11 protein-coding genes are annotated in these 13,129 nt (G+C 40.5%); 1 reads left to right on the top strand and 10 read right to left on the bottom strand.

The genetic code is table 11. The annotated features are described in order from the left end of the window. Position 1 precedes the first annotated feature (1 nt). The 10 genes from pknB to BLP92_RS01350 all read right to left on the bottom strand — a co-directional run bounded on the left by pknB (position 2) and on the right by BLP92_RS01350 (position 10,964). Positions 2–2,086 (bottom strand): Stk1 family PASTA domain-containing Ser/Thr kinase, encoded by a 2,085-nt coding sequence (gene pknB, locus BLP92_RS01395; RefSeq protein ID WP_090839857.1) that lies wholly within the window; start codon positions 2,084–2,086, stop codon positions 2–4. Beyond that, a complete protein-coding gene (locus BLP92_RS01390) occupies positions 2,083–2,835 on the bottom strand; it encodes a Stp1/IreP family PP2C-type Ser/Thr phosphatase (RefSeq protein ID WP_090839855.1) in 753 nt (250 codons plus the stop codon). The genes pknB and BLP92_RS01390 overlap by 4 nt, the downstream gene beginning before the upstream one ends. 21 nt (positions 2,836–2,856) lie before the next feature. Then, positions 2,857–4,203 carry a 16S rRNA (cytosine(967)-C(5))-methyltransferase RsmB gene (gene rsmB, locus BLP92_RS01385; RefSeq protein WP_090839853.1) on the bottom strand — a complete coding sequence of 449 codons (1,347 nt, stop codon included), beginning with the start codon at positions 4,201–4,203 and terminating at the stop codon, positions 2,857–2,859. Next, positions 4,196–5,140, bottom strand: coding sequence for a methionyl-tRNA formyltransferase (fmt, locus tag BLP92_RS01380; RefSeq protein ID WP_090839851.1), 945 nt, complete (start codon positions 5,138–5,140; stop codon positions 4,196–4,198). The genes rsmB and fmt overlap by 8 nt, the downstream gene beginning before the upstream one ends. A 22-nt stretch (positions 5,141–5,162) precedes the next feature. After that, entirely contained in the window at positions 5,163–7,580 is a 2,418-nt protein-coding gene (gene priA / locus BLP92_RS01375) for a primosomal protein N' (RefSeq protein WP_090839849.1), read from the bottom strand. Next, complete coding sequence (gene coaBC / locus BLP92_RS01370) at positions 7,577–8,785, bottom strand: bifunctional phosphopantothenoylcysteine decarboxylase/phosphopantothenate--cysteine ligase CoaBC (protein ID WP_090839847.1); 1,209 nt, start codon at positions 8,783–8,785, stop codon at positions 7,577–7,579. Before coaBC ends, priA begins: the two co-directional genes overlap by 4 nt. Positions 8,786–8,848: 63 nt before the next feature. Continuing rightward, the gene (gene rpoZ, locus BLP92_RS01365) at positions 8,849–9,073 is read right to left on the bottom strand and encodes a DNA-directed RNA polymerase subunit omega (RefSeq protein WP_090839845.1); all 225 of its coding nucleotides are present in this window, start codon (positions 9,071–9,073) and stop codon (positions 8,849–8,851) included. Positions 9,074–9,081: 8 nt separating this feature from the next. After that, positions 9,082–9,693 carry a guanylate kinase gene (gene gmk / locus BLP92_RS01360; protein ID WP_090839843.1) on the bottom strand — a complete coding sequence of 204 codons (612 nt, stop codon included), beginning with the start codon at positions 9,691–9,693 and terminating at the stop codon, positions 9,082–9,084. A 73-nt stretch (positions 9,694–9,766) separates the two neighbouring features. After that, positions 9,767–10,030: an extracellular matrix/biofilm regulator RemA gene (gene remA / locus BLP92_RS01355; RefSeq protein WP_090839841.1), complete on the bottom strand. Its 264-nt coding sequence runs from the start codon at positions 10,028–10,030 to the stop codon at positions 9,767–9,769. A gap of 16 nt (positions 10,031–10,046) precedes the next feature. After that, positions 10,047–10,964, bottom strand: coding sequence for a YicC/YloC family endoribonuclease (locus BLP92_RS01350; RefSeq protein ID WP_090839839.1), 918 nt, complete (start codon positions 10,962–10,964; stop codon positions 10,047–10,049). Between the two features lie 93 nt (positions 10,965–11,057). Between BLP92_RS01350 and BLP92_RS01345 the strand changes: the two genes are divergently transcribed. Next, complete coding sequence (locus BLP92_RS01345) at positions 11,058–12,782, top strand: Rqc2 family fibronectin-binding protein (protein ID WP_090839837.1); 1,725 nt, start codon at positions 11,058–11,060, stop codon at positions 12,780–12,782. The last annotated feature ends 347 nt before the right edge of the window (positions 12,783–13,129 follow it).

Raw genomic sequence — 13,129 nt, 5'->3', positions numbered from 1 at the left:
CTTAATTGTATTCCTGCAGTTCTTCATACGAATATTCATAAGGTGAATCTTCAAATTCTTCTCCATTTACCTGCAGTATTAAATATCCAGTTTCGTCAGGTCCTAACGTAAATGGCACCTGATATTCAGTAGTTTCAGTTATTTCTTCTTCATAAATTTCTGAAGGTGTGGCATTGTCACTATCAATTACCGAAATTCGTATCTGATATGGACCTCCCTCTTCTTCTTCCGCTTCCGGTACTTCTACCAGAAATGGCACTTCCGCAGAAATTGGCTCTTCTGAACTTTCTTCATTAACGCTGTTTTCCTCATTTTCTGCATTATTATTATTTTCGTTGCTGTCTGCATTGTTATTTTCTTCGCCCTCGGCATTATTATTCTCTGCAGAATCACTTTCGTTTTCTACAGGCTCTTCCACCGGCTCAGGTCCCCGTGAAAATGTAACTGTTACTGAAGTCCGTTCAGTGAGTTCAGTTCCTCTGGAAGGCTCTTGTTCAATTACTCTTCCCTCCTGCATGGAATCGTCATAGACTTCATCAAATGAAAGCATTACATAAGGTTCATTTCCCACCGTATTCAAAACTTCCTGTCTCGACATCCCATATAGGTTTCCAAGCGTAAATACTGCTCTTTCACTTACAGTCAAAACAACATCGGTTTCCTCAGGGATAATTTCATCACCCGGGGAAGGATCCTGATCTAATACAATCCCTTCTTCTTCTTCTGTCGTTTCTTCCATTACTACAGACACTGAAGAAAAGTCATTGAGGATTTCTTCTGCATCATCCCGGTTCATTCCTAATACATCTTCCATAGCAATTTCCTGATTTTCTTCGTTTACTATTAACGTAACTGAAGATCCTATTTTAACAGAAGTTCCTTCTCCTGGCCGCACTGTAATTACGTGATCCGGCGGAATATTTTCTTCTTCCCTGAATTGAAGATTCACTTCAAGGTTTAACTCTTCCAGTTCACTTACTGCTTCCTCTGAAGGCAGGCCTTCTACTTCCGGAATCACCACTTCATCCACCCGCAGTATTTGTGGCAGAACAAAAATTACAAATAAAATAAGTCCAGCTGCAAGGATCATTCCGGCTGCCGCCCATTTTTTCCATTTTTTCTTCTGCTTTTTCTCCTCTGGTGGAACTGCCGGCTGATTATGAACAATCGTATCTTCTTCCGGCTGATTTAATGATTTAGGAATTACAGGTATTGCTTTAGTTTTATCTGCATCTTCGTCAAATGAAAGGGGTGCTTCATTTAACCTGTATGTCTCAAGAACTGTCTGTAAATCAAGTAACAGGTCTTCAGCAGACTCAAATCTATGAATTGGATTTTTCGCTGTAAGCTTAGTTATCATATTTTCTACACTCTGCGGTATGTCAGGATTCACATCTTTCACTGAAGGCAGTGGTTCCTGCAAATGCTTTAAAGCTACAGAGACTGCAGTATCTCCTTTAAAGGGAACACTTCCAGTCAGCATTTCATATACGATTACGCCGACTGAATAAAGATCCGACTTATAGGTTACCTGTCCTCCCCGAGCCTGCTCAGGTGACAAATAATGTACTGAGCCAAGTATAGAATTTGTGTGTGTGATCGTAGCTTCACTGATTGCTCTTGCAATACCAAAATCAGCGACTTTGGCAACACCATCTACACTCATTAATATGTTCTGCGGTTTTACATCCCGATGCACAATTCGATTTGTATGTGCATGACTGACTGCAGAAGCTATCTGTTTTAAAATACGTATCGTTTCATTTACTGACAGGGGACCATTCTCCTGAATATACTCCTTTAAAGTCTGCCCCTCAATATACTCCATCACAATAAAGTAAAGGTCTTCTTCTTCTCCTACATCATAAATCGAAACAATGTGTTCGTGAGAAAGACTTGAGGCAGCTTCCGCTTCCCGGTGAAATCTTCTAATGAATTCGTCATCCTGGGAAAACTGGCTCTTAAGCATTTTTACTGCAACGTAGCGGTCCAATATTAAATCTTTTGCTAAATAAACATCAGCCATACCCCCGCCGCCAACTGGACGAATCAGCTTATATCTTTCGTTTATTCTTTTCCCTATCATGTATGATTCACGTCCCTGGGGCTGTTGCGAACAATCGCTACAGTTATATTATCTTCTCCCCCGCGTTTGTTTGCGATCTCAATAAATTTACCAGGCAAGGCATCTATGTTTTTTTCAGAAAGAAACATTTCTCTTATTTCATTATCACTTAATTTATTAGAAAGCCCATCTGAACATAAAAATACAGCGTCGTCCTCATCCCAGCAGATTAATCCTGTATCACTCTCAATAAGTTCATCGGTACCCAAAGCCCTGAGCAAGACATTTTTTCGTGGATGTACTTCTGCTTCTTCTTCTGTTAATTCACCCTGCCTTACTAATTCTCCCACAAGAGAGTGATCTGAAGTTACCTGCCGCATACTTTTTCCCTGCTGATAATATAAGCGTGAATCTCCAACATTTACATAGGCAAAAAATTCATTTGTACAGACTGCTGCAGTTAAAGTAGTCCCCATGCCTCTGCACTCTGGATGTGTCTGTTGATATTCAAACAAAATCTCGTTTGTTTTTTCCACTGTGGTTTTCAGCCATTTTGTCGTATTGCCTACTTCGAATATTTCTTCAAATTCCTGAAAATAAGTAATTAAAGTTTCGCATGCGAGCCGGCTGGCTACATCCCCAGCCTGGTGGCCTCCCATACCGTCAGCGACAACAGCCATAAATTCGCCTGAATTCCGCTTCGACACAGTTACACTGTCTTCGTTATGTTTCCTGACTTGTCCTTGATCTGTCCCGTAACTTCTTTCCACCGATTATCCCCCCGCTATGCGCTATTCAGATGTTTTTAATAGAGAAGCTATAAAAAATCCATCCGTCCCATATTTACCTGGCAGTAATTGAAGAGTGTTTTTTGAATCAAAATGTTCTACTAAATTTGCAGGAAACTTTTCCATAAGTTTCAGATTAGGTGCTGCATCTTTATGTGCTTCCAAAAATCTGTTAATCTGCGAATCATTTTCTTCATAGTCTATTGTACATGTGCTGTAAATCAATTCTCCGCCCGGCTTTAGAAATTTCCAGATGTGATCCATAATATCTGCCTGAATCTGCACCAGTCTAGTAATATCCTCTTCTTTTTTAGACCATTTCATATCTGGTTTTCTTTGAATTACACCTAATCCGGAACAGGGGGCATCTATTAATATTCGGTCAAACAACGGCAGATCTTCCACTTTTCGGGCATCCCCTGTCTGTGTGATTACATTGTTGAGGTGAAGCCGCTGCACCTGTTCACTAATCAGTTTTACTTTATGATCATGCAGGTCCATGCTGTAGACCGTACCCGTGTTATTTAACAATTCCGCAATATGAGTAGTTTTTCCTCCCGGTGCAGCGCATGAATCTAATATAGTTTCTCCTTTTTGAGGGGATACAGCCATTCCGACGAGCATTGAACCCTCGTCCTGAATGGAGATCCTGCCTTCTCTGAATGCTGCCGTAGCTGCTGCTGAACCATTTCTCACTCTTAAAGCATTGGACAACAGTGGGCTTTCTTCCACTGATAATCCTTCTGCTTCAAGCTCTTTAATCACACTGGATTTTTTCGCGGAAATTTCATTAATCCGGACGGAAGTAACCGGTGCCTCATTATTAGCTTCTGCAATTGCCGCAGCCTGTTCTCTGCCGTAATGCTTTGTCCATCTGGCGATCATCCATTCCGGATGAGAAGTTTCTACTGCGAGACGTTTGACAGGATCCTTGATTGCTTCGAATGAGGGGCTTCCCTCTCTTAAGTAAGTTCTTAACATTCCATTTACTAAACCAGCAATACCTTTATGTCCTCTTTTTTTAGCAATGTTTACTGCTTCATTCAGTACTGCGTGGTCAGGTACTCTATCCAGAAACATGAGCTGGAATAAGCTTAAACGCAGAAGTGTAACAACCCAGCTCTCTAGTTTTTCCAATGGTTTCTTACTGTAACTTTCCAGGATAAAATCAAGTTTCTTTTTCTGCTGAATTGTTCCATAGACTATTTGAGTAAATAAAGGCACATCTATAGCAGACAAACTTTTTTTATTGATAATATCATTCAGGAGCAGATTACTGTAAGCCTGGTTTTTTTCGATTTTCAGCAGTGCATCAAGGGCTGCTTCACGGACATTTGAATTTTTATTCATCGGTCACCTCTGCACGTATTCCCGGTTTTAAATTCTTACCCTGTCCATTTAGAAATGTGGGAATATCCATCGGCTTTTTACCGGAAGGCTGTACCTGCTGCAGCGCTAAAATTGTTCCGCTTCCGCAGGCAATCCAAAAATCCCTGCCTTCTGCTTTAATGATTGTTCCTGGTTCCTGGTTCGTATGTTCATTTACTGCGTGCGTTTTCCAGACTTTCACTCTTTTATCATCAAACACCGTATAAGCGACCGGCCATGGAACGAGCCCCCGCACCTGATCATTTACCTGTGATGCCGTATTTGTCCAGTTTATTTTTTCCATTTCCTTTGTAATATTCCGTGCAAAAGTAACTTTCTCTTCATCTTGAGCTTGCGGGTGTATCTCGCCTGATTCAATTGCAGGGAGAATTTCTTCTATCATCTCTGCGCCAAGAGCGCTTAATTTATCATGCATCGTACCTGTATTATCTTCAGGAGAAATAGGAACTGCTCTTTTTAGCAGCATATCTCCAGCATCCAGTTTTTCCACCATATACATAATAGTTACACCGGTTTCTTTTTCACCATCAATAATTGCCTGGTGAATGGGTGCTCCTCCCCTGTATTTCGGAAGAAGACTTGCGTGGACATTTACCGCACCTAATTTAGGAATATCAAGCACTACTTTTGGAAGAATCTGTCCGAAAGCAGCAGTTATGATTAAATCAGGAGAGACAGAAAGCACTGCCTCATAATCTTCTTTAATTTTTTCCGGCTGAAACACCGGGATATTGTTTTCTTCTGCAGCTACTTTCACTGGAGGAGGGGTCAGTTCTCGTTTTCTTCCTTTCGGCCGGTCCGGCTGTGTCACTACCAAAGAAACTTCATACCCCTTATTTATAATTTTTTCTAATACAGGAACTGCAAAGTCGGGCGTCCCCATAAATACAATTTTCATTCCATTCACCCTTTCCAATATGTTACATCATCATAAATGGATTTGTATCTATAATAATCTGTAAATCTGTTCTTGCAATGTCAGATTGATAAGAGTGCATTAATTCCTGCAGAGCCTCCATCAATTTCGGTTCAATTTTGTATTTTATCATGCATTGATACCTATATCTATCTTTGATCCGCGGGATAGGTGAAGCCACAGGACCAAATATTTTCGTTGATTCTGATAGTGAACTTTTTAAATATGCGCTCATTTTTTCCGTAACCTGCACTACCTGCTGCAGGTCAGTATGACTGACGTGAATCATGGTTAAAAAATAAAAAGGCGGGTAACCTCCCATTTTTCTCATGTACATTTCTTTTTCATAAAATGACAAAAAATTATGCTCTTTTACTTCTGTAATACTATAGTGCTCAGGAGAATAGGTCTGAATTAATACTTCTCCAGTTTTATCGTGTCTCCCAGCTCTGCCTGCTACCTGTGTCAGCAGCTGAAAAGTTCTTTCAGCAGCCCTGAAATCCGGCAGGTGAAGCATAGAATCAGCTGCCAGTACACCTACCAACGTGATATTTGGAAAGTCCAGACCTTTTGCTATCATCTGAGTCCCAAGCAGAACATCAGCTTCTCCTTTACCAAAAGCAGTTAATAGTTTCTCATGAGAGCCTTTTCTTCTGGTAGTATCAACGTCCATTCTGATAATACTTAAATCTTCAAAAGTTTTATGAAGTTCTTCTTCTACTTTTTGCGTGCCAGTGCCAAAAAAACGAATCTGGTCACTGTCACATTCCGGACATCTAGTAGGAACTGTTTCTCTGTGTCCGCAGTAATGGCACTGCAGAGACTGATTTGTCCGATGATACGTTAATGAAATATCACAGTGAGGACACTGGGGTACGTAACCGCACTCCCTGCACATAATGAATGTAGAATATCCCCTTCTGTTTAAAAGAAGAACTATCTGTTCTCCTTTCTGCTTCCGGTCTTTAATTCTTTCAATTAAGTCATCTGAAAACATAGAACGATTCCCGCTTTTTAATTCCTCCCGCATATCTACTAAAGTTACTGCGGGCATAGCATTATCATTCACTCGATTTTCAAGCGTAAGCAGGTCATACACGCCACGCTGGGCTCTTGCATAGCTGTCAAGAGAAGGGGTCGCGCTTCCCAGCAGGACTGGGCAGTTATAATGTTCTGCTCTGCTGATAGCTACAGATCTTGCATGATAGCGCGGAGATTCCTCCTGCTTGTAACTCGCTTCATGTTCCTCATCTATTATAATAATTCCTAAATTTTCAAATGGCGCAAACACAGCAGACCTGGCACCTACCACCACATCCACTTTTTTATCACGGATTTTTTTCCACTCATCATATTTTTCGCCTTTTGAGAGCGCACTGTGCAGAACAGCTACTCTCGCACCAAATCTGGCTTTAAACCGTTCTACCATCTGTGGAGTCAGTGAAATTTCCGGTACTAGCACGATTGCTTCTTTCCCATTCCTGAGTACCTTATCAATAGCCTGCAGATAAATTTCTGTCTTACCGCTGCCAGTAACCCCTCGAATTAAAAAAGTCCGGTGAATCTTTTTATCTATAACCCGCGTAATGTCAGAAAGCACTTCTTTCTGTGCCGGCAGCAGAGTTAATGATTCCGAGGTCTCGAAATGACGGCCTTCATACGGGTCTCTGTTTAAGACAGCTTCATTTTTTGAAATTAATCCTTTTTTCACCAACGCTTCCAACGCAGCTTTAGAGCCATAAGGTTCTAATTGTTTAGCCGTGTGCTCTTCTTTGGAAGACTGTAAAAAATTCAGTACAGCAGCCTGCTTAGGTGCTTTTCTATTTAGTTCTCCAATATGGTTTTCAGCATCAGCATCTGAAAGGATGGAAGCATAAACGAGCTGTTTTTTTGCAGCGTCTTTTGTTGTCACCTTTGGCTCAACTATCAGCAGTCCTTTTCTTATCGCTTTTGCTGCGCTTATTTTATCTTCTTCAGATGCTTCTTTAATCCACTCATCCCAGTTTTCAATAAATTTTGATTCTGCAAAATGCTTTTGTAAATTTTGATCCAGCTTCGCAACCGCTGCTCCAGGAAATACGCTTTTTTTGTACTTGGCTCTCATTGCCTGCGGAAGCATCGCTTTTAATACAGAAACATGTAAAGAAAGAGTTTCTTCTTTGATGGACTCAGCAAGTTGTAAAAGCTCAGGAGTTAAAGGCGGTGTTAAATCGATCTGTTCCTGCACTGGCTTTAACTTGGCAGCCGGCACTTCCGAACTCTCTTTTATTCCTATAACAAATCCCTGGACAGGCCTGTTGGCAAAAGGAACGTGAACGCGGCAGCCTGCCGACATGGTTTCCTGCATTTCCTCCGGTACAGAATAATCAAAAATCCGGTCCACTGCCTGGGAAGCTACATCAACGATTACATTCACAATCATTTAACACCCTCCATAAGCGGAGCAATCGCATCTAATATTTTCCTTGAAGCATCTGCTTTCGATGTAAGAGGAATATCAGCAGAAGTACCGTTTTTAAAAAACAGTGTTAAAGCATTGGTGTCACCTTGAAAGCCATGTCCTGCTTCTATTACAGAATTTGCACAAATGACATCCGCATTTTTTTTAGCAAGCTTTTGCAGCGCATATTCTTTAATATTATTGGATTCAGCAGCAAATCCTACTAAAACTGTTTTTTCTTTTCGCTGACCCAGTTCCATAAGAATGTCCTTTGTTCTTTCCATTTTAATTTCCAGGGGATCATTTGATTTTTTCATCTTTTTTTCAGAAGTTTCAGCAGGCCGGTAATCTGCTACTGCAGCTGCCTTAATGATAAGGTCTGCATGGGAAGTTTGCGCCATCACAATCTGGTACATCTCTTCTGCGGAAACTACATCCATTCTCTTTACTCCATGAGGGGTCGGCAGGGAGACTGGTCCCGCTACCAAAGTAACATCTGCCCCTCTTGCGGCAGCTTCTGCTGCAAGAGAGAATCCCATTTTCCCAGAGGAACGATTGGAGAGAAAGCGGACTGGATCGATTACTTCCTGCGTGGGACCTGCAGTAACTACTACTTTTTTATTGTGCCATTCCGGATGAGACTTCCTGATAAAAAAGTGATCTACCATAGAAAGTAAATCTTCGGGTTCTGCCATTCGGCCTTTCCCTGTATATCCGCAGGCTAGATAACCCTCATCCGGTTCTACAAAGATGAATCCATCAGCTTCCAGCTGCTTCATATTTCTCTGCACTGCAGGATGAGCGTACATATGTACATTCATTGCAGGAGCAATGTAAACTGGAGCTGTTGCAGCCAGTAATGTAGTAGTGAGCATATCATCAGCAATCCCATTGGCAAGTTTGCCAATTACATTAGCCGAGGCGGGAGCAATAAAAATAAGGTCTGCCCAGTCGGCGATGTCAATATGCGCAATGTAGCCCGGATCAGGTTCTGTGAAAGTATCTGTATACACATGATCTCTTGCTAACGCCTGAAAGGTGAGTGGTGTTACAAATTTTTGTGCATTCTCCGTCATGATCACTTTCACATCATAGTCTGCCTGAACGAGTTTAGAAGTGAAAGCAGCAGCTTTGAAAGCAGCAATCCCACCCGACACAGCTAACAAAACACGTTTCTTTCTATCCATTCCCTATCCCTCCGTCTATTTTGATGAAATTTCTCCAGAACCAAAAGAAAAACGATCTGATGCTCAGATCGTTTCCTTGACGTTATCTTCGTTTAGTTCAAATGACAGCTGTTCGGCTTCAATCTCTTCGAGCGCCATCCCTACATAATTAACGGATTTGGCACCTTTTGGATGATTGAATTTTTCCGGGTGCTCACGAAGTTGGCGCGCACGGGCTGCAGAAACCGTTACGAGCGTATACTTTGAATTAATTTTCGTTTGTAATGAATCTATCGATGGTTGTAGCATCGTGATAATCACTCCTCAACAATTTGTTTATACAGGTGGATCAGCCGATCTTTTTTACAATTCTCTGCCGTAACAATAGACTTAATTCTTTCAACAGCAAGATGAACCTCATCATTCTCTACTACATAATCATATTTATCCATAAGATCAATCTCGTCTTTGGCAACAGTCATTCGGCTGTCAATTAAATCACCCGTTTCAGTGCCTCTTCCTTCAATTCTGCTTCGAAGTTCTTTTAAGCTTGGCGGCATAAGGAAAATAAATACACCTTCCGGAAAAGACTCCTTTACCTGAAGCGCTCCCTGAACTTCAATCTCCAGAATCACATCATGACCTTTTTCAATCATTTCTTCTACATACGCACGGGGAGTACCATAATAATTACTTACATATTTTGCGTATTCAAGCATTTCTCCCTCGTTAATCATTCTTTCAAACTCTTCTTTAGACTTAAAAAAATAACTTACCCCATCTTCTTCCCCACTACGTGGTCCGCGGGTAGTTGCAGATACCGAATATTTAATTTCCGTATCCTGTTCTCTCAGGGCACCACAAACAGTACCCTTCCCTACTCCAGACGGGCCGGAAAGGACGATGAGCAGACCTTTTTCTCGCTTCATTCGTATCCTCCACTATCATCAATATTCTTTTAGTATATCATGAAAAAGTTTTATTAGTAATTATTTACACAAATTACTCTTCTGACGCATCTTCTTTACTTGTGATTACTCTCTGCGCAACTGTTTCAGGCTGGACAGCTGATAAAATCACATGATCACTATCAGCAATAATAACTGCCCTGGTGCGTCTTCCATATGTAGCATCCACCAGCATGTTTCGATCACGGGCATCGGAAATAATTCTTTTTATCGGTGCAGATTCCGGACTTACGATAGAAATAATTCTGTTTGCAGATACAATATTCCCAAAACCTATATTTATTAGCTTAATGTCCAATGTGATTTCCCCTTTTTTATTCAATATTCTGCACTTGTTCCCGCATTTTTTCTAGCTCATTTTTCATTTCAACTACGATCTTTCCCAGTTCACCTGAATTTGCTTTCGAACCGATGGTATTAATTTCTCTGTTCAGCTCCTGTATAATAAAATCAAGTTTTCTGCCGACTGGTCCTTCTGACTTAAAAGTTAAGCCCAAATGTTCAGTATGGCTTTTAATACGTGTGATTTCTTCACTAATATCAGCTTTTTCACTGAATACAGCAATTTCGGTCATCAGCCGATTTTCATCTGCTTTTCTTCCAGCCATAAAGTCATTTACCTGCTCCGACAGCTTGGCACGGTAATCTTCTTTTACTTGAGGAGCAAGCTTATGAATTTTGTCAGTATAGGATTCCAGCAGTTCTGTCCGTTTCCGCAGATCTGTATAAAGAATTGAGCCTTCCTGTTTCCTCATAGCTGAGAGTTCCTTTAACGCTTCATCCAGCACTGGCAGAAGTTCTGCTTTTGTTTTATTCACGATCTGTTCAGGTTCAGATATATAAACTATATCTTCATTTTGCAGCATAGCTGCTGCAGGGAATGTTTCTTTTGAGCCTGTAAAGCTCTTAATCTCTTCAAAGCGCTGCTGAAACTGGAGAAGCAGATCCCAGTCAATATGAACTTCTTTCGTTTTTGCTTCTTCCTCATTTAAAAAGAAAGATACATCTAACTTACCACGGTGAACATACTCCCTGCACCTGGAAATAATACTTTCTTCCAAACCTGCCCACTGCTGGGGCAGCCGGGGTTTAATTTCACAAAAGCGATGATTCACAGCTTTAATTTCAATTGTAAGGCGGCCGCTGCTAATTTTCTCAGCAGAGCGCCCAAATCCTGTCATACTTCTCAGCATTGCTATCACATCCACTTTATATTCTAAACAATTTTTCACCTTACAACAAGTCCACCTGCAAATTCTCTGAAGATACAGTGCTTACTGTCTCTGGTATAATGATGACTGAGTTGGATTTAAGGAGGAAGTATTATGGCATTTGACGGCATTGTAACACGAGCAGTTACAGAGGATTTAAGCAAAGTATTACCATCAGGCAGAGTTGTTAAAATACATCAGCCTTATGCTACTGATATTGTAATGACTATAAGAGCACACGGAAAAAATTATCCATTATTTATTTCAGTTAACTCAAATTTTGCGAGATATCATCTGACGGATGTTAAATTTCAAAACCCAAAAGAACCCCCGCTCTTCTGTATGGTGTTAAGAAAACACTTGGAAGGAGCAATGATTGAATCAATCTCGCAGGAAGGATTAGAGAGAATTGTCACATTTTCATTTAAAGGAAGAAATGAACTTGGTGATGTATCCTATAAAAAACTGGTATTGGAGCTGATGGGACGCCATAGTAATCTTATTTTTACAGATGTAGATAACAACGTTATTCTGGAAAGCATTAAGCATATCCCGCCCTCGCTTTCTCAATTCAGGACAGTTTTGCCGGGACAGCCATATCATGAACCACCGCACATGGATAAAAAAAATCCTCTTCTTACTACCGAAGATGAGTTAGTAAAATCTGTGGACTTTAACGCCGGGAGAATGGATAAACAGCTGCAGCAGGTATTCAGCGGTCTTTCACCGCAGGTTATTAATGAAATACTTCATCGTGCTGGTTATGTGAACCGCGATACTCTGCCGGGAGCTTTTTTCGAAGTATTAGCTCCGGTAAAGCAGAACATTTATTCTCCTCAAATGATAATAGAGGATGGAAAAGAAAGCTTTTCCGTGCTGAACCTTAACCATAAAAAAGGAGAAACCCGCCTCTTTCCTACTGTGCATCAGCTGCTGGATAATTATTTCACTAACAAAGCTGAGAGAGACCGTGTAAAACAGCGGGCGTATGATTTAGAAAGACTTCTTAAAAATGAATATGAAAAAAATAAAAAGAAAATAAAGAAGCTCGAGAAAACTTTAAAGGATGCTGACAAAGCTGCCGAGCAGCAAAAGTTCGGCGAACTGCTGACTGCGCACATGCATCTGGTTAAACCGGGCCAGACAGAAATAACAGTTGTTGATTATTATGATGAGAATCAAGGCGAAATAACCATTCCTCTTTCGAACAGGAAAAGTGCCTCGGATAATGCACAGCAATATTTTAAAAGATATCATAAACTTAAAAATTCGGTGAAGTATGTGCAGAAAGAAATTCGCCACGCTAAAAAGGAAATGGAGTATTTTGACCGCTTAATCCAGCAGATGGAAATTGCTTCTACAGAAGATATCGAGGATATTCGGGAAGAGCTTATTCAAGGAGGATACCTTAAAAACCTAAGCAGGCAGTCTAAAAAGAAAAAGCAGGATAAACCAAGCCTGGACCGGTATATGTCCAGCAATGGTATTGAACTTTATGTTGGCAAAAACAATAAACAAAATGAATATTTAACTACACGTATGGCCAGACAGGATGATACCTGGCTTCATACAAAGGATATTCCTGGATCACACGTATTGATTCGCAGCACTGAACCGGATGAAGAAACAATTCTCGAGGCTGCTGAATTAGCCGCTTACTTCAGTAAAAGCAGAATGTCGGGCAATGTTCCAGTGGACTATACGCTTATCCGTTATGTAAAAAAACCAAATGGTGCAAAGCCCGGGTATGTTACTTATGACCGCCAGACGACGGTGTATGTAACTCCTGATGAAAGAAAAGTAGCCGATTTAAAGAAAAACTTCAAACAAAACGGCTGAGAAATTAACCAGAGGGTCAGCCCTTCTGGTTAATTTAGTTTACATAAAAAATTTACGGTAACTAAAATTTGGACTCGCAGATATTTTATAAAATATTATCAGGTCTTAATTATGAAGCTGCTGCTTAAAAAAAGCATGCTTTCCTGCCTTATTTCTTAGAAACATGATAAGCAAAACCTATGCCCCTTTGAATTTTCAAAACACCGCTGATAAGACTGCTGAAAACTAATTTTTATCAGTTCACAGCTGAATGCTATCACCTTAATTGAAAATTATTCATAAAGGTCAGATATAAGCCATAAAAATACTTCAAGTCATAAAAAATAAGTTTCATTTATTTATTGAAC

The organism is Alkalicoccus daliensis, from assembly GCF_900103955.1.
Classification (GTDB): domain Bacteria; phylum Bacillota; class Bacilli; order Bacillales; family Salisediminibacteriaceae; genus Alkalicoccus; species Alkalicoccus daliensis.
This window is presented reverse-complemented; position numbering and strand designations above follow the sequence as displayed.